Origin of the sequence: uncultured Anaerobiospirillum sp. (assembly GCF_902485895.1) — a bacterium.
Taxonomy (GTDB): Bacteria; Pseudomonadota; Gammaproteobacteria; order Enterobacterales; family Succinivibrionaceae; genus Anaerobiospirillum; species Anaerobiospirillum succiniciproducens.
Map to the genome: position 1 here is coordinate 18,367 of NZ_CABTML010000027.1, position 25,579 is coordinate 43,945.

Consider the following 25,579-nt stretch of genomic DNA (forward strand, 5'->3'; position numbering starts at 1 on the left):
TTGTGATGGTAAAAGAGCACTTCAAAGAGGGCTAAAAGACTGGGGACTGTTCGTATTTTTAGGGGTCTAATATTTTGCTAAAACGAGAGGCGAGGCAAACCTTGTTTTGCAAATTAGCTAACTTTCTCACATGTTAGACATATATGGCTTGATACAGACATACAAAATATGGATAATGGCGGCCTTAAAATGACCTGCTAAGGTCTTTAACCGCTTGTTTAAGCGAGATTCGCAATGGGTTAAAACTTTGTTAAACCCTCTTAATGCGAAGCAAAAAAAATAACTCAACGATAGATACTTGCTACAAGGTCTATTGTCACAAGATTAGGCAGAACCATTGGTTCTACACCTGATTAGTTGCAGCAAACGTGCAATGTGTGCATACTGCAAAATCCTTATCAGGAAAGGTAGTAGCTTTTGGTAATTGGTAAAACCAATGGCCCTACCGCTTAACTCGTTAATCTATAGCTCACAAATATCGTTTGATGTTTGTGGCAAGACCGAAAGAGAACGGTTAATTGGCAAGAGTTGCATCAAAAAAACTCTTGCTCTTTAAAACAAGCTAGCTTGCTTAAGAGTACACCAGATATGGCACTTTATTAGCCTATCTCAAGCTTGCATGCATCCTAGGCTCATGATCTTTCGGAGGACAGTCCGTTTTGCGGACGTGACTAGTTTGTGCAAACGGTCTTATGACCAATCAAGATGGTAATCGATTGGCATCTTGGAACACTAAGTATTGAATTATTACTTAGCTTGTCAAAAGCTGTTTGCTAAATTAATACAAGGACAGGGTTATGAGTAACACAGCACAGGAAAATTATGACTCCATGTCTCCTCTCGCTATTGCTGGCGTAAAGCCATACGTCGAGAAGAGCGGTGAAGAGTACATGAATGATGCTCAAAAAGAGCACTTCCGCAAGATCTTAACTGCATGGCGTGACCAGCTGCGCTCTGAAGTTGACCGTACCGTTGGTCACATGAAGAACGAAGCTGCTAACTTCCCAGATCCTGTTGATCGCGCATCACAAGAAGAAGAGTTTGCTTTAGAGTTACGTGCTCGTGACCGCGAGCGTAAGCTCATCAAGAAGATTGAGAAGACCCTCCACAAGATCGACGAAGACGAGTTTGGTTACTGCGAGCAGTGCGGTATCGAGATCGGCATTAAGCGTCTTGAAGCTCGTCCAACTGCTGACCTGTGCGTTGACTGCAAGTCATTAGCCGAGATCAAAGAAAAGCAGTTAGGTGACTAATCTAAGCTTTTACATGGGCTCTTAGCTTATTTTAGATAAGACTTTCAGCCCTCTTAACTAGGCTTACTGCCTAGATCAGGCGCACTTTATTTAAAGTTGCGCCTGATTTTTTTGTACCCAACCAAAACCACAGCCGCAACAACTTACCTTTACAAACTCCTATCTGTACCATTCCGATCTGTAAAATCCCACCTTTACAGCCACTCCTGTTTTTGCCTTCTGCACCACATGCTTTAACTAAAATTTAAAGCTAATTGTATTTGGTTAAAGTTGAGTGAATGCGCTACCTATGTCGTTAAATAGTGGCACATTGTTAAAGTGTCAAACTCATTTAATATTTAGCCGTCAAGCTAGTGTACATGGCACTTTTTGGTGTGTTCGATGGCTCATAATGTATGCTACAGCACAAAAAACGTGACTCTACACGCGTTTCATAACGATAACGCTTGCTAAGCCTTGTTATCATTACATTTTGTAGCTAGTCTATGATTAAGACTTTAGTTTTGACTTAGTTTGCTTAACTTTTACAAGTTAAGACGTACTATTTGCTTGTCTCGAGCATAGACACTTTTCTTTGGCACTAGCAAATCTAAGCTCAACTTTTATTCTAAGTTTGCGAGCAAATTTGATCAGCTTTCCATCTATAAAAAACTACCTCAATGCACTGATCATGCACTTGAGTTATTAGAAATAACTCAAAGTAAGCTGCCACTCATCATGGACAGGACATGAGCCAATCAAGCATTGATAGTTTTCTTTGACATTCTTGAACATGCTTTAGCAGGCACTATTTCATCTGAATGTATACAAACATGCTTAGCTTTGGAGATCTGATCTAGCGGTTTTGCTCGTTTGTTTTCTTGTGTGCTGTGAAGATAGAAAGTGAGGTGGCTATGGAATATCGCGGACGTTTTGCCCCATCCCCAAGCGGTCGCTTGCATCAAGGTTCTCTTATCGCCGGATACGCCTCCTACCTTCGCTCCTTAGAGCAGCACGGTTCTTTTGTTCTGCGTATTGAGGATCTTGATTTTCCACGCTGCCCAATCTCTAACACTCCTGTAATTTTAGAGGAGCTCGAGCTTTTAGGCATACAAAGCGACGAGAGTACCGTAATTCAAAGCCGCAATTTGCCACGCTATGACGAGGTGATTAACTCTCTATTAAGATCAGGAGTTGCCTACTACTGCCAGTGCACCCGTGCACAGATTAAAGAGAGACCATGCCCTTGTGAAGGTCTTAACTTAAAGCCAGACACTTGCAATTTACAAAGCTGCGATACCCGCTCTGTTGATCCTCGTATCCACAACAAGAGCCATGCACAAGCATGTGAGTGCAACCATGAGGAGTGCTCTGATGGTACTAGTCAGTGCAGCGGCTCAAATTGCAACTCTGACAAAGCAAAGCAGCTATCCATTCGCATCAATCTAGACAAGCTTCTTCCTGAGTTTGCATCTTTTAACGATGCTAACTTAGGTCAGCTCCTGCAGTCAGATTACAAAGATCACCTTGCAAGCTCCTTAGTCTTAAAGCGTGCCGATGACATCATTGCCTATAACTTAGCTTGTGTCGTGGATGATCATGATGAAGGCATTAGCGAGGTAGTGCGTGGTGCGGATATGCTCGATGCCACCTTCGTACAGTTATGTCTTTACAAAGTGCTCGGCTATGAGGCTCCAGAGTTTTTACACGTACCTCTGATTGTGGACCACAATGGCAACAAGCTCTCTAAGCAAAACAAGGCAGCACCTGTACTAGCATCTATGTTGCCACATGAGGCTTTATTACATACCTGCAGACTGCTCAATCAAAAGATTTCAGTTAAGGCTAATGATTTAGCCGAAGAGTTAGCCTCATTTACCCATTTATTTACCAATCAGCTTACTACTCGCTATGCTGAAGCAGAAGGCGAGAAATTGCTAGCTGGTAATATGGAACTCTCCCCTGCTGCTATCACTAACGGCATCATGAGCCTAAGCTATCAATGCTTTAACAAGAAAATTGACTCTCACCGCCTCTATGAGCAATTACACTCTCTAGCAGAAGATGATGCCTCTAGCAGAGTAACTTGTGCCGCTCCAGGTCATTGCGACGGTCCAAGATATAACTCACCTTGTGCCATAGGATGCCATGGACGTAATGAGCTTAGTGCTATTGCTCAGCCAAGTGCTTTAGGTCGCGCCTTAGCCGTACATGTTACTGAGCGTGAGTTGACTAAGATTTTCTATGCAGCACAAGACTATCGCAGCGCAATGCAAGAGCTTATTTACTGTATAAGTAAAACCTTTAGTGCTAGTTCCATGCCTAAGCAAAGCATTGTGATATAATGCGGCCTGATTTCAGGCATAGACACAAATAAAGTGCCTTGCGCTGCAGCTTATTGTTAGCTGCAAGCACGCTCACATCTAAGCTCTAAGCTACAAAACAAGTGCTTTTACAAGCTTTACTTTTGTCTAACATACAACTCATAAGCAATGAGTGTTGTTATCTTAAGATAAGTTTTTCTTAGGTTTGAGCATGTATTATGCGCAGCTCATGTGTCTAATTGCCCAGGCAATCATTCCAAGCTTATGGCATTTAATGCCATAGGTCATGACCTGGTACCTTGCTCTTAAAGTATTTGCAACATGCAAATCTAAGAAGAGATTTAGCTCTGCTTCGTCAAATCAGCAATCCATTATTCATATCAATTGCGCCTGTTTTAAGACAAGATGGCTTTTGAAGCTTTCTTTATAAAACAACATCAAACAATGGCATTAGATGCTATAAGTAGCTAAGGCCAAGCAGCATCTTGATGCACACGATGTCTAAGCTTTTGATAATGGCAATAATTGGATGTGTACGCACTGCATCAACAACTGCTCTCAACGCGACGCTCACAATCGGTTGACGGCAATAGCAGTTGCGGCCACAGGTGATTTTTGGAATGAATTTTCAGGTTCTTCTGATATTTTACTCGGATCTTTTTGACCTCAAGGTAAATGCGTTGGCGCTTAATTAAGCCTTGCATGAGCTGTTTATGGTGCTGAAAGGATCGGAGTAAAATATTAGGAGAACCGTACTTCTGTGAGACTTGAGGTACATTAAAATTTCTACCTTACTTCCGGGTCTTGAGGACCTTTTAAAGAAGAACAAAGCTTTAGTAGCCAAGACAGGCCAAGCGAAGCTTGTCTTAAGTGCAGATCAGCATCAGCTTCCTACTGAAAAGATCTCTAAGTACGCTATCAAAGTCATCAAGCGCTTAAAGCAAGCTGGCTTTAAGGCTTATTTAGTTGGCGGCGGTGTACGTGACTTACTTTTAGGCAAGACTCCTAAAGACTTTGACGTTTCAACTAATGCAACCCCAGAACAGGTTCGTCGTCTGTTCTCTAATGCCCGCATCATCGGTCGTCGCTTCAAGATCGTACACATTGTTTACTCTAACAATGACATCATTGAAGTAACTACTTTCCGTGGTGGCAATCCATCTCAGCTTCAGGTTGAGTCCGCTATCCCACGTGAGGGCAAGCGTTTTGAGGTTCAGGTAACCTCACAGGGTATGCTCGTTCGTGACAATAGTTACGGTAAGCGTCTTGAAGACGATGCTCGTCGTCGTGACTTCACCATTAATGCTATCTACTTAGATATCCAAACTGGTGAGCTTATCGATATGCACGGCGGTCTTTATGATCTGACCCACGGCGTTATCGACATCATCGGCGATCCTGAGACTCGCTATCGTGAAGATCCAGTACGTATTCTGCGTGCTGCTCGCTTTAGTGCTAAGCTCGGCTTTAAGATTTCCAAGCGCACCTTAGACAAGATTGCTCCTTGTGCTGACCTGCTGCAGTCTGTTGCTCCTGCTCGTATGTACGACGAAGTCAACAAGATGTTCTTAACTGGTCATGCTCAGGCTAGCTTCAAGGTGTTAACTGCATTAGGTCTGTTTAGCCACCTGTTCACCCTCTCTGATATGCTGCTCAAATCTAGCACCTGCCGTGACTTCTTAAATCACGCCTTTGCTAGCACCGATCAGCGCTTCCATGAGGGTAAGTGCAATAAGCCTCACTTCTTATACGCCATCGTGCTGTGGAATGAGTTTATTTGGGACTTCTATGAGATGCGCGACGATTTAATGTTCAGCGCTAACAACATCAACTACAAGTCCTTAATCTCATTCTTAGCCGCTCAAGTAGTAATCGAGCAGTACCGCTTAACCGCAATGCCAGAGCAAATTATTCGCTCTATCGCACTGCTGTGGCGTCTGCAGTTCTTACTTGAGTCTAAGGAGCCAGAGAAGTACGTTAACGAGACTATCTCTTATCAGGGCTTTAGAGCAGCATTCGACCTGTTCAAGTTACGTTCACACTTTGATAAGAACTTAGTATCCCGCGTTGAGTTCTGGCAGCCTTACTACGATCAGTGCAAGGCTGATGCAGAGCGTCGTCGCCGTAACTACGATGAGAACCGTGCCGCTCGTGATGAGCGTCGTGGCCGTCGTAACCGTCGCGATAGAGACCGTGATGAAGTACGCGCATCTCGTGACCATGACGAGCGTGGTTCTAACGTAAACTTTGACGAGACCGCAGCTGATAAGCGCAATCGCATGAGCAAGGCTCGCAATTGGCGCAAGGCTATGAATCTCGAGCCTTAGAGCTGCAAATTGCTCTTAAGCGCTTTAAGAGCACAGCAGCAAAGCTTGAATCAAAGTTTTATTGCTGTGCATTAAAAATTGATAGATAAGGCGTTTTATACGCTAGGCAAGGCCAAAGTTCCTAAATAGAGCTTTGGCCTTGCGCATGTAAATATGACAAGTGAAATTTCATGCGCGGTGATAGCGCTCGGCTCTAATATGGGTGAGAGTGCTGACACCTTACAAAAGGCAGTCAATGCTATTAATGCACTTGATGAAGTAAGCGTTATCAAAGCATCATCTATGTATCGCACTAAGCCTGTGGGCTATGCAGATCAAGATGACTTTACTAATGCTGTTCTCATCGCCCGCACCACCCTATCCCCTGCTCATTTGTACGATAAACTAGCTGCACTAGAGCTTGAGTTTGGTAGAGTCCGTCTGTTTAAAAATGGACCTAGAACTCTAGATTTAGATGTCATTGTTTGCGATGAGATCTTATCTGATGATGAGCATATTCTGCTGCCACATCCACGCGCACAAGAGCGAGCCTTTGTCTTAGTACCGCTTAATGAAATTGCACCTGACCTTATCTTCCCTGATACAGGCAATACTGTAAGCGCAGCGCTCAAGTTATTAGATCCAAGCGATCTAGACGGGATTTCAAAACTTGGACCTTTAGTGGTTCCTACATCAGAGTGTATTTAACACCATGGCTGATAACGCAAACATTAGACTTATCGTAGGTCTCGGCAACGTAGGTGCCAAGTACGATCACACCCGCCATAATATGGGTGTTGACCTCCTTGAAATGATTGCTCGCCGCTACAACATTGGTTTGCAGCCTCAGAGCAAATACTCAGGACTGTATGGCAAAGGCTTTATTGAAGGTAAGGAAGTACATCTTATTTTCCCTACCACCTTTATGAATGAGTCTGGTAGATCCGTTGGTGCGCTCGCTAACTTCTTTAAAATCGAGCCTCAAGAGATCCTGGTTTTACACGACGAACTTGATTTGCTGCCAGGTCAAATGAAGCTTAAGTTCGGCGGTGGTTTAGCAGGTCACAATGGCCTTAAGTCCATTAGCGCTCATCTTAAGAACTCCAAAGACTACTACCGTCTGCGTATTGGCATCGGTAAAGGCCCTGACACCTACTCTTGGGTATTAGGTCGCCCTGCACCAGCTGACAAGGCTCTCATTGACGAGGCTTTAGATTACGCCTGCGTCAATATCGACAAGATTTTCTCTCAAGGCATTACCAAGGCTACTACCATCATTAATGGTTTCAAGCCACAAAAGTTTAACGTCGACTAATTTAGACAATAGACTTTGTATTGATATGCCTGAGACATAGACAAGTTAAAGTTGAGTTTAGTCTTTACAAAGCACTTAATTTAAGCGCTCGACTTTTTCATATGTCTTAACCAATTAAGGCAAAGACCGCCTGCTTGGCTTATAGCCACCATCTGACAGAGGTTTAAAACATGGGTTTTAACTGTGGTATCGTCGGTTTACCTAATGTAGGTAAGTCAACTTTATTCAATGCACTTACCAAGGCCGGTATTGCTGCTGAAAACTTCCCTTTCTGCACCATCGATCCAAACACCGGTATCGTTCCAGTGCCGGATCCACGTTTAGATAAGATCGCCGAGATCGTCAAGCCACAAAAGACTATTCCAACAGCAATGGAATTTGTGGATATTGCAGGTCTTGTTAAGGGTGCTGCACAGGGTGAAGGCTTAGGTAATAAGTTCTTATCCAACATCCGTGAGACTGATGCTATCGCTCACGTAGTACGTTGCTTTGACGATCCTAATGTTATTCACGTCAACGGTAAGGTAGATCCAGTTGATGACGTTGAAGTTATCAACACTGAGCTGGCTATTGCTGACTTAGAAGTTGCTGACAAGGCTCTGCAGCGCTTAGAGAAGCGTGCTCGCACTGGTGGAGACAAGGAAGCTTTAGCTCAAGTTGTTGCTTTAGAGAAGGTTAAGCCAGCTTTAGAGCAAGGCTTAATGCTGCGTGCTGTTGAGTTCACCAAAGAAGATTTAGCCGCTATGAAGGGCTTTAACTTCTTAACCTTAAAGCCAATGATGTACATTGCTAACGTATCTGAAGACGGCTTTGAGAACAATGAGTACCTCGAGAGACTGCGTGAGTACGCTGCTAAAGAGAAGTCCATTGTTGTTCCTGTGTCTGCAGCTATTGAAGCTGACTTAGCTGTAATGGAAGACGAGGATCGTAAGGAGTTCATGGAGAGCATGGGTCTTGAAGAGCCAGGCTTAAACCGTGTGATTCGTGCCGGCTATCAGCTCTTAGGTCTGCAGACTTTCTTTACTGCTGGTGTAAAGGAAGTTCGTGCTTGGACTGTTAAGGTAGGTGCTACCGCTCCACAGGCAGCTGGTAAGATTCACTCCGACTTCGAGCGCGGCTTCATTCGTGCTCAGACCATTGCCTATGAAGACTTCATCAAGTACAACGGTGAGGCTGGCGCTAAGGAAGCTGGTAAGCTGCGCTCTGAGGGCAAGGACTATATCGTTCAAGACGGCGATCTCTTCGAATTCCTCTTCAACGTATAAGCTACTTAAGTAAGCTTGGACTTAGCAACATCTAAGTTCATATATGCAAAAAATCCCCGGCTCATCAACATGAACTGGGGATTTTTTATTTACAAGGCCATAGCTAAGCAAAGGCTATCAAGCTATCTAGCCTATAAGCCCTAGCCAAGCAAAGTCTATCAAGCTATCTAGCCTTAGGCCCTAGCTAAGCAAAGGCTATCAAGCTATCTAGGCCTATAGGCCCTTTACGTAGACCATGCCACGTAAGAAGCAGTTGAGGTAGTGATCGTAGTCTTCAACGTGATTGATATTAAAGCTCATTGAAACATCTACGACGCGATCCATACCAAACTTATCGTAAAAGCCATAATCGCAGCTTGAGTCAGTGATAAGGTAGTAACTCTTAAAGCCCGCTTGCTTTAAGTATTGCTCACCTTCAAGCATTAAGGTTTTACCCACGCCCATACCGCGTGCATTAGGATCGGCAATCAAGACTAAGAACTCAGGTGCATCCTTGTTTGGCACCATCTTTCTTAATTTGTCGTAATTCGAGAAGAACAAACCATCAAATAAACGTGGTGTCTTTGAGCCTGGCAGTACATACATACCAACTAAAGAAATCTTCTCAAACACAGCAGCTTTAAAGTCTAGCCACTTACACTTGGCAAATTCTCTCTTGGAGCATTTATCGGTTAAACCAAGGAAACCAATCAGCTTATCGTTGTCATCTACTGCTGCCATGAGAAAAGTGCTCTGTCTTAAATAATGCATTAAGAAGTAGTTGCTGCACATATGGCCTACAAGTGGGTTTTCAATATCAAAAAACCACACATCGTAAATGATTCTAATTGCCTCTTTGATGTCCTTGTCCCAATCGAATGCTCTAATTCTTGCCTTAGACATAACTTTTTTCGACGCGCACTATCTGTAGCACAAAACATCCAAGCCACCATGGCTTAACACACTACAGAACAATGATAAAACAGCCCCCATGGCTCTAGCGGCGTCTCAACTCCTTTAAATTTGGATACTATTTTAATCCACTAACGGACTATTTTACATCACAAAAGTGATGCGAAACTTAGCAATGAAACACAGCAACGAAACGCAGCAATGAAACTTAGTAAGCTTAGGCGCAGCATAATTTGCTATGAGCTGTCAATTGCTCCAACAAAAAAGCCCCACTTAAAGTGAGGCCTTTATATTTAACAGAGCAAGCTAAAACTTAATTTAGCTATTATGCGTTAGCTCTTTGGACGAAGATTCTCGAGCTTAACCAGACGATTAACGATAAAGAGGTCACCCTTAACTTGCTCTAATACGAGCTCAGATGCGCCCTGGTCGATAGCACTTAAGATGCCATCATTATTGGAGGTGCCCATACATACCATGCGAGCCTCAAGGCCTTCACATACCTTAGGGATCATCTCATCTACACGGCCTTCTGCAATATGGCAGTTCTCCTGTGGGATGCCATGACGCTCAGCAAAAGCGCACAGAGCCTGAGCATGAACATCGGTACGAGATAAAGGCTTCTTGTTACCTAAGATAACAGACTGGCTTAAGTTGCCACCCATGAGGCTAGTATGACGTGGTGGTACGCAATTTAAGACGTGAACCTCGCCATTGAAGTTATCAGCAAAGATCTTAGCTGACTCGAATAAAACCTCATCAACAAACTTGTCGTGATTGTCTTCTTCAAAATCGATTGCAAGAACAATAGCTCTGCTAAGACGCTGTGGAGCCTGTGCATCCTTAACTACTAAGAGAGGCACTGGAACCTTGCGCATGATCTGAGAGTCGATAGGGGAGAAGAACAGATCTTTTAAAGTATTGCGCTTGTTGGCTGAAATGATTACCAGATCGAACTGATGAGATGCACAACCAGCAAAATCGCAGAAGCCTTCAGCTACGTCCTCAGCAAACAGTACCTTTGGGGTAAAGTGTTCGATGCTTGGATAGCGATCTTTGAGATTGTTAAGCTCGCGAGTGTAAGTTTGCTCGAGGGCTTGCTTCTTATCCTCGGTAAACTCATTAACAACGCGTACAGCAACTACCTCCAGATCTGGCATAAAACGCGCAAATTCTGCTGCACGATCAAGGGCTGGCTGCTCATCTTTTGGCTTAATCAGCACCACAACCTTATAGGACATAAACTCCTCCTTACTTCTCATAAACAGAGAAAGCTATTGCTTACAACTTCATTATGACAAAGCAAGTCAGATTAGCCTAAGCGAACTATCCATTTTTCCGCCCTACATCTCAATTCATAGGGTCTTTTTGCCAACAAGGATTCACTCATCACAGTTTGTTAATGTATTTGGCTAAATTTGCACAATGCTGTACGTTAATTGCACACAAAGAAAGCAGCTAAATCCCGCCCATACTCATACCAATTAAATATAAGACACTGCACTTCACACCACATTTGCTCATCTTTCCTCACTAAAAGATGATTGAAGCGCCCGCCTATCTACTCAAGATAAGCAAACGCATACTACCTTGCCTTGCAACGCATAGCACAACCGCGTGACCAAGCCTTGCCTAAATGCCATACCGAACCACATGCCCCCGTGCTCTTAGTGCCAACTCAGTCATGATCTCAGCGTCAACGCTAGCCCAGTCGAATCTCAGTACTAACGCAAGATCTCACATGATCTCAGTACTAACGCTATCTCACCCGTGATTTCAGTGCTAACGCTAGCTTAGCCACACTATAGCTAACGCTTGCTAAGCCGTGATCTCAGTACTAACGCAAGCTCAGTCATGATCTTAGTGCTAACGCTAGCTCTCCCATGATCTAGGCAATCCATAAGTTATATCTGCTCTAGCTAGCAGATCATGCGTGGTCATGACCCTCATTTTTGTGATCCTTAAGTTACGATCCTAAGCCGTGATCTTTTTGATGCTTTTTGAAAACAAAACGCCCCGTGAATACCACACTCGGAGGTAGTCATGGGGCGCATTGAATTCTTTGGTTAACTTATGAGCTTAGTGTTACTTATTTACGCACTAAGTAGTCACCGTGGCAAACATACTGATAAGTGGTTAAAGCCTCTAGAGCCATTGGACCACGGGCATGCAGCTTCTGAGTTGAGATCGCAACCTCTGCACCCATACCGAACTGACCGCCATCAGAGAAGCGAGTAGAACAGTTGATGTAGACACAGGCTGAGGGTACAGAACGCTCAAAGATCTTAGCGTTCTTGATTGTCTCAGTGAGTATGGCATCTGAGTGAATCGCCTTGTGCTTGCGAATGTGCAAAATGGCATCGGATACGCTCTCAACGATCACCACATTCATATGCAAGCCTAAAAACTCAGTATCAAAGTCAGCCTCGGAGCATTTTGCCTTGAAAGGATAATCACGTAATAACTCATCAGCGACGCCATGAGCGTGTACGTAAACACCATGCTTTTCAAGCTCTGGTGCTAAGTTTTGCAGTAAAACTGAAGCCTTTTCACAGTGAATAATCAAGGTATCTAAGGCATTGCATGCAGAAGGCTTTTGAGTCTTAGCATTGATAATGATATCTACTGAACGCTCAATATCTGCAGTGTTATCTACATAGATGTGGGATACACCAAAGCCACCAGTGATGACTGGTACAGTAGCGTGCTTAACACACATACGATGTAAAGCCTCACCACCACGAGGAATGATTACATCAATAAAATCACTCAAGGTGAGCATCTGATTAACTAGCTCTCGTTCAGTTGAGGTAACCAGATTTACGCTTGAGGCTGGAATAGCGCTATTAGTTAATGCTTCTTGAATAAGCTCATACATAGTGAGGTTAGTTTGGAAGCACTCTGATCCGCCACGTAAGATACAGGCGTTACCTGACTTAATACATAAAGCCGCAATATCTACAGTTACATTCGGACGTGACTCATAAATCACACCGACAACACCTAAAGGTACAGCTCTACGAATGATATTTAAGCCAGATGGCTCAATATGGCCATCAAGAATACGACCAACAGGATCAGGCAGCTCGATTACATTATGAATGCCCTGAATCATTTCATCGAAACGGGCCTCAGTTAAAGTCATGCGATCGATCATTGGGGCTGGCAAACCACGACCCTTTGCATCAGATACTTCCTTGGCATTAACGTCCATGATGAAAGACTTCATCTTAGTTAGGACTGCTGCAATACCGGCTAGGGCCTCGTTCTTTTCATTAGTGCCTGCAATAGCCAGTGACTGCGCAGCAGTAGCTGCGTTATAGCCAAGCTTATGCATATCTACAGAAAAATTCATACACAAACCCTCTACGATTACGATCTAATGTCGCACAAATATTCTTTCATAACTACCATAAGCCATAGCAACACCATGAGCAGTAAACTGTTAATTGCTCTAGTGTATCAGTTATGTTCTTGATTGTGGTATTAAGTTTGTCCTTTTGTGCCTAATTGTGCTGTATATATCGCCTTGATGGCCTGATCTTTAAGCAAAATGACAAAGAGTAAAGCATAACCTTGTAACTAATCATTCACCACTAAATCGTTACGGTGAATTACCACGCCATTAGAAAATCCTAATCGCTCTTCAATCTCATCTGACTTACAGCCACAAATTTGCTCGCACTCACCCGAGCTATAGCGCACGATGCCCTTACCGATGATCTCTCCTGTATTAGTAGTGATGGAGACAACTGCACCACGTAAGAACTCGCCTTTGATCGCTACGATGCCAGATGGTAATAACGAAGAGCCACGTTCTTTAAGAGCGCTAACAGCTCCATCATCAATCACAATAGCTTCAGATGGCTTGGTAGTTGAGGATAGCCATACCTTTCTTAGCTCCATTGGACTTGCGTCGGTTCTAAAGAAAGTACCCTCGCCACGCTCTTCAATAAGATCAAGCATCACTAAAGGATCGCTACCAGAGGCAATGACTAGTTCTACACCACCCTTAGTTGCAATGCTTGCAGCTCTGACCTTGGTGTACATACCACCAGTACCTAAGGAAGTACCTGAACCGCCAGCTAGAGAGAAGATCTTATCGTCAATGTGCTTAACCTCTGAGATAAGCTTGGCATCAGGATTAGAACGTGGGTCTGCATCAAAAAGACCCTTTTGATCGGTAAGTAAAATGAGCTGATCAGCTTCAATAGCACAAGCTGTGATCGCAGCTAGCGTATCGTTATCGCCTACCTTGATCTCAGCTGTTGATAAAGCATCATTTTCATTAATGACTGGAACAATACCATTATCAAGCAAGGCAAAAAGAGTATCGCGAGCATTTAAAAAGCGCTCACGGTTTTCTAAGTCGGCTCGGGTCAATAACAGCTGACCAATATGGATATTGTAAATAGCAAATAAAGAGGCCCATACCTCAATCAGGCGACCTTGACCAACAGATGCAAGTAATTGCTTGGAGCTTAAAACGGGCGGTAAAGAGTAAGCATTTTCAACTAATTCACGACCAGCAGCCATAGCGCCAGAGGAGACTAAAGTTACCTTATGTCCTGCCTCACGCATCTTAGCTACTACACGCACAATTTCCAGCATATGAGCACGATCAAGCTTCTTGCCACCATGAGTCAAAGTACTAGTGCCGAGCTTAATTACAATGCTCTTAGAATTTTCTACTGACTCTTTGGCGCTCTTATGCTTATCTTTGTGATTTGACATGTTTTGTCACCCGAACTAAAAAAACTTACTCGCTACAGGCGCATGCATGGCTGCACCTGAAAACTCTTAACCTTGATACGCTGTAACCCCATCGGCTTGCCCATGGGAGTTGGTCAGAATGAAGCATCAGTATAGCTAAAAGCGCCCTACTTTGCTGATCAGTACTCGATTTTCACCCTTGTGCAGCAAGGATGCAACAATATGGTAATGGGTAGCTAAATATACGCTCAGCAAAATCCCACCTCATGGCTTCTATCCATCTACAATGCCTTGGCATGGATGCCTTGATCCTTACGGCACAAACATGTGCCTAAATCTGTTAATTGCTCTCGTAAAACGACCCCATGCCCAATAAAAAAAGGAGGCCTAGGCCCCCCTTTTTTATGGTGTTTGCACATCTATTATTTGCATGTGCTCAATACTTATCGCATATGTGCTTTAGCTGCTATGAGAGCAGATTCTTTCTAAAGAACTCTGAGATCTCAGTGAAGATACGTGGCACAAACTCACTTACACGCATCTGCTTAAAGACAATATCGTGGTTGTTACTAAAAGCCTTAGATACCATATCACGATCGTCATTGTACTTAAGATCAACTGGAGTGTAGATGGATAAGGTTGGGGTCTTGTTAGAGGCATGGTAGCCAATTAAACCTTGAACCTTTAATGATAGAGTCTGCAGCTGAGGCACGATCACAGCCCAATTGCTAGCATCAGCATTAAGACGATTAGCAAGAGAGGATCGAGTAGCTAAGGACATGCTATTAAGTACCTTCTGATTTAAGTAGGCACTGTGAATTGCTGGGCTAACTAAGGCAAGGGCCTTAACTAAATCTGGTCGAAGCAGAGTAAGTCTAGCTGCAGCATTAGCGCTAAAACGATAGCCATACAAACCAATTGCGGTGGTGTCGATAAACTTAAGCTTTTGCAGATGTTCAATGGCAGCTTCAACTAGATCAGAACTCTGCTCATCAAGCACGAGTTTTTGAGCTGAGCCCATACCTGGCATATCGATAATGAATAAGGCAATGCCCATCTTGCGCAGGTAATCTTTGAAGAGACGATAGTAATCAGTTGAGGTTGACTCGTAAGTAGCAACCACCACAACACAAGGCTGAAGCTTTTTAGTATCTACACAATGCAGATAACCTGAGATCTTCTCACCCTTGAATGTGAACTCTTCTTCTTGATAATGACCGGTACGGCTAACCTCATTGAAGATCTTACGATAAGCCTTACGACCAAGCAGCGATGCTTGAGCTGCTAGCACGTCTCCTTTTAAATTTGGATAAGCTGCAATGGCAAAGTATCGAGATGCCATACGATACTCATGAGATGCCTGCTCAAGATTGCCACTCTCTTCACACAGACGAGCTTGCATTACACGCTTTTGCGCAATGGAGCTAAAGTCATAAATCCAGTTACCTGGACCATATTGTTCAATAGTGTCAAAACACTCGGCACGAGTACGTGGATTCTTGCTCATGACGATATTAGACAGAGCCAAATCAACATCGAGGCAGTTAGCACCTAAATAAGTCCAAGTATAACGGTTAATCGGACGGTACCACAGAGATCTAAAGTGAGATCCCATCATATGTAATCCGTCACCGATATCTGGCAGTGGGCATCCAGAGTTTGAAATTAAAGAGGTCTCGATGTAATCATGTTTTGGCTTGAACAAGATTTCACTTAAGTTGACATCATTGTTTGTACTGTCGCTCATATCCAACCCCCAACTCTGAAGTGTGCGTAGCGTCTTTAGCTAAAGCATCTACAAAACTATCTAAGCAATATCAATCCACCCAAAAGATATAGCCATCAGACTATGCCTTAACACAAGATCACGCAGTTATTGCACGTATGGATTAACATGGCATTACGATAGTTTTTCAGTATCTTCACATTCTAGCACGCGTTCTAAAGCAACATGACAATACTATCTTCATGATTTGCTAAAAACAAAGGTTAGTCCACACCATCTCAACACTTTATAGCTGCATACCTAGCCGCACTCCATTAAGCAACCGGATATAGATTGCTAGTAAATCGGCTAGTTGATTGGCAGGAAAGTCGGCTGATTGATTGTCTGGCTGGCTGGATCGCTAGATAGTTTGCAGGATGGGCAAGCTTTGCGCTGATGGCAAAGCCCTTAGCTTGTGAGGTTATAACTTTTACTTGAGACAATAAAAAAGACCCCTATCACTGAAGGCCTTTTGCTGTGAAAGCCGCCAGTCATAGGAGTCCTAGGAGATACAATGGAAAAAGTTCAGGATAAACACAAGTTGCTGTTCTTGTGCCATTCAACATCCTGATTAGCATATGCTAACTAAGTCAATTTCCACTGTCAACAGTAATAATGATAGAAAGTATATTGTGAGAATAATGCACAGTTTTGTGCGATTTTGCGGCTATTTTTATCACTTTTTAGGCACTTTTTGCTGTTTTTCGCCGATTTTGTGAAAAAAGTTACTTCTCGTTTCAACGCTGATTTCTAAAATGCGATTACAAGTTTTTGCCCATGCTCACATTTTTGTTAGCCTAAGCTAACTCAAGCTGTACCAGCTGCTCTGTTTTGCTACACATTAGTTGAGGTTGCTTTAATTATTGTGGCTGTTTTTTTAACCATTGCACTCACTAGCGTGTGTTGTTCTCACGTACTGGCAATCTTTATTTCGGGATTGATTGCTTTATTGTTTGGTAGCTCCATGAACGAAAAAGCCTGCAATCTAGTGACAGCAGGCTTCTCAAATCGATCGAAAATTTAAAGTTACTTAGTGAAAAGCACTAAGCGATGCTCTTAGATAGCATCAATGCTCTTTAAGTACTCGAGTAACTCAGGCATTCTCTTCTTACCGAAGGCAACAGTCTCGTTGTTTACAACCATGCAAGGAACTGACATTACCTTGTACTGTGAACGAAGATCTGGGAACAGACCTACATCGTAAACGTGAGTCTTAACCTTAGGAGAGAGTGCAGCCATACGCTGTGAAGCTACTACTAAGTCTGGACACATGGTGCATGATAAGGAGATTAAGATCTTTAAGTCTAATGGCTTATCGATAGCCTTAACTGCATTTAAATCAGCCTCATCAATTGGCTGACCACGGCCAGATGCATTGTAGAAGCCCAAGATGAATGAGTTGAACTCATGACCGCCTGGAACACCGTGGAAAGCCATACCAGTGGCGCTGCCGTCAGCACGGATGAACTCAACAAATGGTAAGTGCTCACCCTCAGAGGTAACTTCTACCTTGAGCTTATCAGTAAGATTAGCAAGCTCATTCATAGCGCCTACGAGCTCATTGCCCTTGTCATCACCTGCAGAGTGTACCTTTAAGGTGATAGCAGACTCCATACGCTCAAATACAGCGTTTAGCTGAGGTACAAACTCTGGTGAAATGAAGTTACCTGCCTTAACCTCAGGAGCAACAGATGCGCGTGGCTCTTCAGGAGCCTTACGAACTGCATTTGGAACCTCAGGTACTAAACCAGTCTTCTTGTGCATTACAGCGGCGATCTTCTCCATGGAAGAAGCAGCTAAAGCACCATCAGAAACTGCAGTTACAACCTGACGCAGGTTCTTAATACATACGTCACCGCCTGCAAATACACCTGGTACATTGGTCTCTTGATCTGGGGTGGTAATGATGTAGCCTTGATCGTTGAGCTCTACCTTATCCTTGACTAATGCAGTGTTTGGTACATAGCCAGCAAAGACGAATACACCAAAGGTGTCATTGTCCTTAGCCTTGTACTCATAGGTCTCACCAGTCTTGTTGTTAACCAGCTTAGCTGAGGTAATGCCCATCTCATCGCCAGCGATGCTTTGCAGCTCGTGGTTAAAGAGCACGCTGATCTTAGGATGCTGCATAACCTCATCAGCAACGCTCTGAGCACAGGAGAACTGATCTTTACGAACTAAGATAGTTACCTTAGTTGCATAACGGGTCAGGAACATAGCCTCTTCAGCAGCAGCAAAGCCACCACCGATAACTAACAGCTCCTTACCAGTGAAGAACTCGCCATCGCAAGTAGCACAGTAAGCGACACCGCGACCACGGAACTTCTCTTCACCCTCAAAACCGATGTGACGAGGGTTTGCACCAGTAGCAATTAATACTGAGAAAGCACGTAAGGTCTCACGAGAGGTGATAACTTCCTTAATATCACCCTCAAGCTTGAGATCCACAACCTCAGAAAGCTTAACCTCAGCACCAAAATCCATTGCCTGACGGCGCATGGTATCGGTAAGAGCCTCACCAGAGGTCTTTGCAATACCAGGGTAGTTTACAACCTCATGTGTGATAGTAATCTGACCGCCAAAGCGCTCTTTTTCTAAAACTAAAACACGGTAACGGGCACGAGCCAGATATAAGGCAGCAGTTAAACCAGCTGGACCACCGCCAACGATAATGGCATCAAATAAATTGTTGTTTGCGTTCATATACAAACTGCGTCACCACTTGCACTTCTTATAAAGATCATGATCTTCATAAAAGGTAAGACGATTACTCAGTCATAACAAGGGGCAACATCTGCTCCATTTAGAAGGTTAATAATTCGGTACAGCATCGTTAAAGCAGTCATAAACCTAAGCTAAGTTATTTTCTCATCGCCTTAGGTCGACGTTCACTTACAAACGGAATTTGCCTACAGATCTTAAACGTTTGTTATCTTGTAAGACTGCCTTTTAGTGCAGCTGCTGTTAACTGCTAAGATCGCCAGAGCTTAAGTCATCAAAGCGATCTCATAAAATTGCCCATCAATTTGGGCAGAATTTAACAACAGGAAAAGCTCAACTGTTGTTTACATTTAAATTGTGTAATACAAAAGAAATCATAGCACATCATCTATGCTTTTGAGCAATATTTAGTATCACTTGTATACAAGTTATCATATGCTAACAATTACTTATAATTAGCCTATTTAAGGCATTTATCTTCATAAACTCAAAAGTAATCTAATAAACTTTTCACAGAGTAACATGCTATTGTAAGAATAAGTCCACGAAACAAATGTGCTAGGTTGTTTACTTCAAACCTAATAGACACTTTGTTAAAAATTTGAATGTGCACGCAGCAATGCTACAAGCAATCAATTGCTGCAAAATAAGATGTGTTTTTGCTAAGAGCGGAGACTTTGGTAAGGAGCGGTGCTGTTAGAGCGGTGTTGTTATAGCACAGCGCTTTTAGGCGGGAGTGTCCACATGGACGTGTAGATGCTTTTGCATATTGCCTTGCATATGCTTTTTCATACTTGCTTACATATGCTTGTGCATCAAGCATAAGCAAGAAAGCCTCCAAAATGGAGGCTTCCTTGGAGCAAGTAAACTTGCTAATTCTTTATTCAGCTACTACGCGAGTGCGTAGGAGTGAATTACAGAGCGCCGATTAAGTCAACAGATGGCTTTAAGGTCTCTGCACCTGGCTGCCACTTAGCTGGGCAAACCTGGTCGCCGTGCTCAGCAACGAACTGTAAAGCCTGTACGCGACGGAATAACTCGTCAGCGTTACGGCCTACGTTGCCAGCGAGAACTTCGTAGCCAACAACCTTGCCTTCTGGGTTGATGATGAAGGTGCCGCGCTCAGATAAACCAGCTTCCTCGATGTAAACATCAAACATCTTGGCTAAAACGTGGGTTGGGTCAGCCAGTAATGGGTAGTTCAGAGCCTTGATGGTCTTGGAAGTGTCAGCCCATGCCTTGTGAACGAAGTGAGAGTCACAAGATACACCGTAAACTTCGCAACCGATCTTCTTGAACTCTTCGTACTTGTTGCCTAAGTCTTCTAACTCAGTTGGGCAAACGAAAGTGAAGTCAGCTGGGTAGAAGAATAATACAGACCACTTGCCTAATAAGTCAGCCTTGGTAACGGTGTGGAAATCGTTGTTCTGGAAGGCCTGAACTGAAAAGTCGCCAACTTCCTTGTTGATGAATGACATCTTGATACTCCTATTGAAGCAAACTAGCTTTATCAATTGATAAGAAATTAGCTAGCATGCTTATGAAGATAAAAACCAAACTGGTTAATGATTTATTTAGCTTGTCTGACTTGTTCCCAGACTGGATTTGATCCTTGGCTAAACTAAATCATGAAATCTGTTTGATTAGATCCGAATGGATCTAAATCAATGTAGCACATTATTGTGTGCTTAGAGACTTTTTTGTGTCTGAAACTTGAATGAGCTCATTATAGAGCTGAAATATGCAAATAGACATCACTTGATAAATTACATCACAAACGCTCAAAGAGACTAGATGTTATCAGTTCTTAACGTACTTATAAGCTATCAAACTAAGCTTACAAAGCTTGTACATACGCCATTGTTAGCCTAAGTTAATCTCATTTCTCAAATGAGAAACGCACCTCTTGCACCTAAGGGAAAATCGTGTACTATAAATAGCAAGTTAGCTGTAGCTAACTAAAGCACCTTTAAACTTACACTTCTGTTTTTACCTCAGGCAGTTCATAAAAGCTCCCAACTAAAGATACTTTCTTTAATAAGGAGCTTGGAACCAAATTGAGCTACATAAAAGATTTTAAAGGCGCTCTATGTAGTTATGGTTAACAGCTAATTAAGATTCAGCTTCTCAACAGCTTAGCTGCTTAAAAGCGTATATCGACGCCCGCTCATCAAACTAAGGATGTAATTCATGGATGCATTAGTGCATACAACACTGGCTACCCTCTTTACTTTCGGCATGACTGCCTTGGGTGCAGCCGTGGTGTTCTTTACTAAGAAAATGCCATCAGAGCTTTTTACTAAGCTCTCCTTAGGTTTTGCTGCCGGCATTATGATTTCAGCATCCATGTGGTCATTACTTGCACCTGCAATTGAGCAAGTAGAAAAAAGTGGTGCTTCTCCTGTACTCCCTGTTGCAGGAGGCTTTGTACTTGGTGCCATCTTTTTAAGTGTTATGGATAAGATTTTGCCTCACATGCACCTAAGCTCAACTGAAACAGAAGGCCCACACACACGACTTGGTCGTAATCAGCTACTCTTTTTAGCTGTAACTCTGCACAACATTCCAGAAGGTATGGCCGTAGGTATCGCCTTTGCTGCTGCAGCTGCTGTAGGCGAGCCAGAGGCCTACTCTGGAGCTATTGCACTTACTATTGGTATGGGCTTGCAAAACTTTCCGGAGGGTACTGCTCTATCCTTACCACTTAATGCCTGCGGCATGAGCAGATTCAAAGCTTTTGTGTTCGGATCGATGTCGGCTATCGTAGAGCCAATTGCAGCCATTATTGTAGTCTCCTTAGCCGCCTACTTTATTCCTGTCATGCCATGGCTTTTATCATTTGCAGCCGGTGCCATGATTTATGTAGTGGTAGAAGAGCTTATCCCTGAGGCCAAACTAGGCGAGCACTCAGATCTTGGAACCATCGCCGTAATTACCGGCTTTGTCGTCATGATGGTGTTAGATACCGCCCTTGGCTAATTGAATTATGGCTAAACAGATAAGATGCTTTAGATATAAGCTGGAACTAATAGCAATTTCGTATCCTCAAGCATTATGGCTGTATTTTTATTAAGTATAATTCCACACCACATGGAGAAAATATTGGCTTATATAAGCTCTTTATAAAAGAATGAATTTACTTAATGTCAACTCGATTACCAAATCAAGTTAAGGTTATGATTAGCAGTTCACTGATAACTGATGTTGGAGACACTCCAATTTGATATGGCATTGAGCTCATTTTCAAAAAAAGCGTTCCGACACTTATAGCAGACGATCCTGATTTACATTAAGTAAATTTCATCTTGTACAAAGCCAACATATATGAATTATTTCACTGCTGATGCTTGTTATTTTTACTTAACAACCCTTTTTGCTTAATTTTTAATTAAATTTTAACAAATCGGCAAATGCTTACACTTCTGTTTCCATGACTGTTATGCACTTAATAAGTGTTTAAAGTATTCTGTGATTAATTTCTCAGTAATAGTACAAAGTTTGATGAATTCGTTTTTTGTCGTTATGTAATAATTAATGTTGATGTATACTTTATATACACACCACATTATGATGTGCAAGACGTGTACAGACAAAATAACTGAGAAAATAATTTTTTATGTTTAATTTTAAGAAAAAATACTTCGTTCTATCCGCTGTTGTTTTATTGATTTTCTTACCATTAAACGCCGCTAGTGGTGAAAAACTAACTTTATTGGGTCAAGAGATTGGCGGCCTAACTTTTGACGGAGTAAAAGCTACAAGTAAAGCCTCTTTAATACAACATCTTCATAAGAAAGGATATATTCTCACACAAGATACGGGAAACATATCTTTTTTTCATGGGAAATATTTAGGAGTTCCCTCAACAATTGCTGTAAGCACATTTTTTAATAGCGATAAAATACAAACGATATTGGTAATGAGTGATAATTTTAACAACTCAAAAAAACTAATAAATGATTATAATAAATTTTGCAATGCATTAAAAAAAGAAGCTTCTGTGGCAAATATCTACCCCTTACCAACCAAAATAGATGGTGGATGCACCACTATTAACTCGAAAATAAACATCTTGAAACTAAGCACTAATGAGCTGAATAAATTTAAAAAGGTATACGGACAATCAATGGGGGAAAAGGGATCTAATGATTTGCTTCGTATTCTTGTTGCACATTGGAAACAAACAAATGCAGAGTTAACTAATCAAGTTAAAGAGAAGATAATTGAACATGCTTTTCTGGTATTAGAAGATCGTCATGTAAAGCTATATACCGTTTCTTTAGGTTTTGAAACTAGCAACGGAAATCTACGAACTGCCCTCATATACAAAAATAATGCAATACAGTAACTATATGTATAAATTTAGTTAAAAATCTAATTTGAGATCTGTGTATGAAAGGATTTATTTTCTTTATTTTATTAGCTCTTTCTACTAATTGTTTTGCTTCACCATCTGCTAAGGAGTCAGGATCTGATAGTACTAATTATTCTAATGGTGCTGATATCAGTTTAATTGGAAATACAGATCAATCTTTTAACGAATCTATTGACGCACTTCTCGTAAGAATGAATCTTTTCAATACTTTTTTTTCGCTTTACGGTGTTGATCCACTAGTTACTAATTTTAAAGGAATTCCTATTGATGGAACTCCAATTGAATTTACGAGAAAGTTACTGAATATTGGATTTGTTGATATTCCTAAACCATTGTCTGAAGGTAGGCATCTATTCGGCTCAATGTTCAACCACCCTATTACAATATCTCTATTAGCAAATCCAAATAATAAAGTTTACTTCGTTAATGCACATATTCGCGTTGAGTCTGATTTGGATGCAATAAATTTAATGAATCAAATCTGCGGTGAATTTTATTTTTCAACAGACTATTATCCAAAAACAAAATGTAGTTTTTATTCAGACAATAATCCAAAAGAAGCAATAAATAAAATGACAACCAAACCATTCACCTATATTCAAATTATGAATGCTGAAGAGGAGGAGCTCATTACAAAACGCATAAAGACAGGGCTTATAAAACGAATGCCTCTTTACCAAGATACTGATAGCACTATTAATTTTTTAACAAAATGTTTTGTTAATTTCTATAAAGCATACTTAATGTCACATAGAATAATTCACGTAGCATCAAAACAAGACTCTAGTGGCATAGTGTTTTCAATTGGATATGTAAACTTCATAAACTTTCCAAACTATAAAGATTTCTAATTTTAATCAGATGATAAATGAGAGGTGCTTATATGAGGTTTTTAATTATTGCAACGTTGATTTTTGTATGCGCAATTTCCAATGCAAAGGCTGAAACTAAAACTACCATATTTTTGGGTGCTCCAGTAAGCGGTTCGTTAGATAAGTTTGTTTCAACCCTTGAACAGCAAGGTTTTTATTCCGATGAGGATCTTGGCCGTCTTTCGTTAGTAGGTGATTTTTTGGGTAGGACTGTAGCTCTATATCCTTTTGTGAATACAAAAAACGAGCTATGGAAAGTAAATATTATCTTCCTTGGCGAATATTCAGCAGAACAAGTAGTCGAGGAATATAATAAAATTTACACTCTGTTTGTAGAAAATAATAATTATAAATTAAATAGTGGTTCTATTTTAACGCCAATCCATAAGTATAATGGCTCTATAATCGATCAATTCGTCGAATCATCAATTATTGCCACTAACCCAGCTACCTTCTATCAGAAATCAAAAAATGATGAAAGTATAAACGATATGTCGCTTATAAAGATATGGATAGCACCCTCTCTTAGTATGAATAACAAGTACAATATTATTGCCGCATATGAAAATCATGCAAATAAACCACAGCGCCCTGATTTTTAATAAATGTTTAAAAATTTTGGAACTACATAGCAGTTAGAATACAAGAGAAATCATCTGCAATGGTGTATAAATGCCATGTATCCTCGATACAAGATTCATTGAGATAAATGCGACTTCTTTCAGTTCGTCACTACCGCACTAGTTGATACCAATTCAAGAGGAACTGTATTATATTATGTGTGGCCACTGTTTTTTTTTACCATCAAGATACAGCTCTATGTATGTTTCTTGTACAGAAACATGCCGAGTAATATGCTGTATTTATAGACCATATGCCAGAATAAGGTGGTCAAAGTAAATGAAAGCGAAATAATAATAGTATTATTGCACTTTATAAAAGGCCATGCATATTCAATCGAATGGTATTAAATATACAGAAAAGATAGGCAGCGGGAGTCATCGATGGAGATATAAGAAAAGCATTCTCCATTAGAATACAATTTGTATTGTAGTGGCGATGCTATGCCTGACTTGTAAGACTTCAAATGATGAAAGTAGTACGTGCGAAATGGGGCAAAATAGAGTAATCAAAGAGTTTAAGATGATGTTTTAAGACCCAATGCCAAAATCATCTATGCTACCAAAGAAATACCAGACAGCGCCAAATGAGCAAAAAGCATACAACTGTTTTCAACCAGTTGAATAAATACATTTACAAATTACTAAGTATAAAACTTTAATCTGGTATTTTTATTACTGATCAGACCAGACGAAATTAATTTAGATCAAAGATTTGCTCAACATCTAATTAAAAATGCAAGCTATGGTGTGAAATAGCCGCCATTTCCATCAGGTTGAATATACCCATCAGGCGTGAAATAGCCGCCGTTTCCATCAGATTGAATATACCCATCAGACGTGAAATAGCCGCCCCTTCCATCAGGCATGATATGATCCGCATAACAAGCTCCTGAGCAAAGCACCAAAGCAATTAATGATAATTTAAGATTTTTCATGATAACACTCGACTAAACCACATAAGTTATTAGTCCATATGAACTCAAGCCTATGAATGATATATTAAAAGTTTCTACTGGAGAGAATCCCATATGAGATATTTTTTTTAGTAAAAAGCGTTGTTAAGTAAAATATTGTTCCAAATGAAGCAACCATCTCTTATTTAAGAGCATTATACAAGAAAGAATTTACTTAATGTGAACTCTTTTTCCTACGCAAGATAAGTTAGAAGATTACCAGT

At 41.5% G+C, this 25,579-nt stretch carries 18 protein-coding genes; 10 read left to right on the plus strand and 8 right to left on the minus strand.

Going from position 1 to position 25,579, the window contains the following annotated elements:
- Positions 1–797: 797 nt before the first annotated feature.
- The 6 genes from dksA (at position 798) to ychF (ending at position 8,442) form a co-directional block, all read left to right on the plus strand.
- Positions 798–1,253, plus strand: a complete 456-nt coding sequence (dksA, locus tag RDO37_RS02230; protein WP_027938993.1) for an RNA polymerase-binding protein DksA — start codon at positions 798–800, stop codon at positions 1,251–1,253.
- Positions 1,254–2,146: 893 nt separating this feature from the next.
- Entirely contained in the window at positions 2,147–3,577 is a 1,431-nt protein-coding gene (gene gluQRS / locus RDO37_RS02235) for a tRNA glutamyl-Q(34) synthetase GluQRS (protein ID WP_308497965.1), read from the plus strand.
- Between the two features lie 746 nt (positions 3,578–4,323).
- The gene (gene pcnB, locus RDO37_RS02240) at positions 4,324–5,883 is read left to right on the plus strand and encodes a polynucleotide adenylyltransferase PcnB (protein WP_052338837.1); all 1,560 of its coding nucleotides are present in this window, start codon (positions 4,324–4,326) and stop codon (positions 5,881–5,883) included.
- A 153-nt stretch (positions 5,884–6,036) separates the two neighbouring features.
- Positions 6,037–6,570, plus strand: coding sequence for a 2-amino-4-hydroxy-6-hydroxymethyldihydropteridine diphosphokinase (gene folK, locus RDO37_RS02245; protein ID WP_281710357.1), 534 nt, complete (start codon positions 6,037–6,039; stop codon positions 6,568–6,570).
- 4 nt (positions 6,571–6,574) lie between these two features.
- Positions 6,575–7,177 carry an aminoacyl-tRNA hydrolase gene (gene pth / locus RDO37_RS02250; protein ID WP_027938990.1) on the plus strand — a complete coding sequence of 201 codons (603 nt, stop codon included), beginning with the start codon at positions 6,575–6,577 and terminating at the stop codon, positions 7,175–7,177.
- A gap of 170 nt (positions 7,178–7,347) precedes the next feature.
- Positions 7,348–8,442 (plus strand): redox-regulated ATPase YchF, encoded by a 1,095-nt coding sequence (ychF, locus tag RDO37_RS02255; protein ID WP_027938989.1) that lies wholly within the window; start codon positions 7,348–7,350, stop codon positions 8,440–8,442.
- Positions 8,443–8,655: 213 nt separating this feature from the next.
- Here ychF and RDO37_RS02260 read toward each other — a convergent pair whose 3' ends face one another.
- The 7 genes from RDO37_RS02260 to ahpC form a co-directional block, all read right to left on the minus strand.
- A complete protein-coding gene (locus tag RDO37_RS02260) occupies positions 8,656–9,324 on the minus strand; it encodes a GNAT family N-acetyltransferase (protein ID WP_281710358.1) in 669 nt (222 codons plus the stop codon).
- A 341-nt stretch (positions 9,325–9,665) separates the two neighbouring features.
- Positions 9,666–10,574, minus strand: a complete 909-nt coding sequence (locus tag RDO37_RS02265; protein WP_308497966.1) for a universal stress protein — start codon at positions 10,572–10,574, stop codon at positions 9,666–9,668.
- An 848-nt stretch (positions 10,575–11,422) separates the two neighbouring features.
- Entirely contained in the window at positions 11,423–12,688 is a 1,266-nt protein-coding gene (locus tag RDO37_RS02270; RefSeq protein ID WP_281710360.1) for a glutamate-5-semialdehyde dehydrogenase, read from the minus strand.
- Positions 12,689–12,915: 227 nt separating this feature from the next.
- A complete protein-coding gene (gene proB, locus RDO37_RS02275; RefSeq protein ID WP_308497967.1) occupies positions 12,916–14,067 on the minus strand; it encodes a glutamate 5-kinase in 1,152 nt (383 codons plus the stop codon).
- Between the two features lie 445 nt (positions 14,068–14,512).
- Positions 14,513–15,793: an alpha/beta hydrolase gene (locus RDO37_RS02280; RefSeq protein ID WP_308497968.1), complete on the minus strand. Its 1,281-nt coding sequence runs from the start codon at positions 15,791–15,793 to the stop codon at positions 14,513–14,515.
- A gap of 1,074 nt (positions 15,794–16,867) precedes the next feature.
- A complete protein-coding gene (locus RDO37_RS02285) occupies positions 16,868–18,514 on the minus strand; it encodes an FAD-dependent oxidoreductase (protein ID WP_308497969.1) in 1,647 nt (548 codons plus the stop codon).
- Between the two features lie 932 nt (positions 18,515–19,446).
- Positions 19,447–20,010: an alkyl hydroperoxide reductase subunit C gene (gene ahpC / locus RDO37_RS02290; RefSeq protein ID WP_303074201.1), complete on the minus strand. Its 564-nt coding sequence runs from the start codon at positions 20,008–20,010 to the stop codon at positions 19,447–19,449.
- A gap of 712 nt (positions 20,011–20,722) precedes the next feature.
- Between ahpC and RDO37_RS02295 the strand changes: the two genes are divergently transcribed.
- The 4 genes from RDO37_RS02295 (at position 20,723) to RDO37_RS02310 (ending at position 24,381) form a co-directional block, all read left to right on the plus strand.
- Positions 20,723–21,511, plus strand: a complete 789-nt coding sequence (locus tag RDO37_RS02295) for a ZIP family metal transporter (RefSeq protein WP_273325557.1) — start codon at positions 20,723–20,725, stop codon at positions 21,509–21,511.
- A 637-nt stretch (positions 21,512–22,148) separates the two neighbouring features.
- Complete coding sequence (locus RDO37_RS02300) at positions 22,149–22,880, plus strand: hypothetical protein (protein ID WP_308497970.1); 732 nt, start codon at positions 22,149–22,151, stop codon at positions 22,878–22,880.
- A gap of 44 nt (positions 22,881–22,924) precedes the next feature.
- A complete protein-coding gene (locus tag RDO37_RS02305) occupies positions 22,925–23,758 on the plus strand; it encodes a hypothetical protein (protein WP_308497971.1) in 834 nt (277 codons plus the stop codon).
- 32 nt (positions 23,759–23,790) lie between these two features.
- Positions 23,791–24,381 (plus strand): hypothetical protein, encoded by a 591-nt coding sequence (locus tag RDO37_RS02310; RefSeq protein ID WP_308497972.1) that lies wholly within the window; start codon positions 23,791–23,793, stop codon positions 24,379–24,381.
- A gap of 748 nt (positions 24,382–25,129) precedes the next feature.
- Here the strand turns inward: RDO37_RS02310 and RDO37_RS02315 are convergent.
- A complete protein-coding gene (locus tag RDO37_RS02315; protein ID WP_308497973.1) occupies positions 25,130–25,282 on the minus strand; it encodes a hypothetical protein in 153 nt (50 codons plus the stop codon).
- Positions 25,283–25,579 lie beyond the last annotated feature (297 nt).

Bases quoted from the DNA above. Each gene is read 5' to 3' on its own strand.
- dksA (WP_027938993.1), top strand. From the start codon at position 798: ATGAGTAACACAGCACAGGAAAATTATGACTCCATGTCTCCTCTCGCT.
- gluQRS (WP_308497965.1), top strand. From the start codon at position 2,147: ATGGAATATCGCGGACGTTTTGCCCCATCCCCAAGCGGTCGCTTGCAT.
- folK (WP_281710357.1), top strand. From the start codon at position 6,037: ATGACAAGTGAAATTTCATGCGCGGTGATAGCGCTCGGCTCTAATATG.
- pth (WP_027938990.1), top strand. From the start codon at position 6,575: ATGGCTGATAACGCAAACATTAGACTTATCGTAGGTCTCGGCAACGTA.
- ychF (WP_027938989.1), top strand. From the start codon at position 7,348: ATGGGTTTTAACTGTGGTATCGTCGGTTTACCTAATGTAGGTAAGTCA.
- RDO37_RS02260 (WP_281710358.1), bottom strand. From the start codon at position 9,324: ATGTCTAAGGCAAGAATTAGAGCATTCGATTGGGACAAGGACATCAAA.
- RDO37_RS02265 (WP_308497966.1), bottom strand. From the start codon at position 10,574: ATGTCCTATAAGGTTGTGGTGCTGATTAAGCCAAAAGATGAGCAGCCA.
- RDO37_RS02270 (WP_281710360.1), bottom strand. From the start codon at position 12,688: ATGAATTTTTCTGTAGATATGCATAAGCTTGGCTATAACGCAGCTACT.
- proB (WP_308497967.1), bottom strand. From the start codon at position 14,067: ATGTCAAATCACAAAGATAAGCATAAGAGCGCCAAAGAGTCAGTAGAA.
- RDO37_RS02280 (WP_308497968.1), bottom strand. From the start codon at position 15,793: ATGAGCGACAGTACAAACAATGATGTCAACTTAAGTGAAATCTTGTTC.
- RDO37_RS02285 (WP_308497969.1), bottom strand. From the start codon at position 18,514: ATGAACGCAAACAACAATTTATTTGATGCCATTATCGTTGGCGGTGGT.
- ahpC (WP_303074201.1), bottom strand. From the start codon at position 20,010: ATGTCATTCATCAACAAGGAAGTTGGCGACTTTTCAGTTCAGGCCTTC.
- RDO37_RS02295 (WP_273325557.1), top strand. From the start codon at position 20,723: ATGGATGCATTAGTGCATACAACACTGGCTACCCTCTTTACTTTCGGC.
- RDO37_RS02300 (WP_308497970.1), top strand. From the start codon at position 22,149: ATGTTTAATTTTAAGAAAAAATACTTCGTTCTATCCGCTGTTGTTTTA.
- RDO37_RS02305 (WP_308497971.1), top strand. From the start codon at position 22,925: ATGAAAGGATTTATTTTCTTTATTTTATTAGCTCTTTCTACTAATTGT.
- RDO37_RS02310 (WP_308497972.1), top strand. From the start codon at position 23,791: ATGAGGTTTTTAATTATTGCAACGTTGATTTTTGTATGCGCAATTTCC.
- RDO37_RS02315 (WP_308497973.1), bottom strand. From the start codon at position 25,282: ATGCGGATCATATCATGCCTGATGGAAGGGGCGGCTATTTCACGTCTG.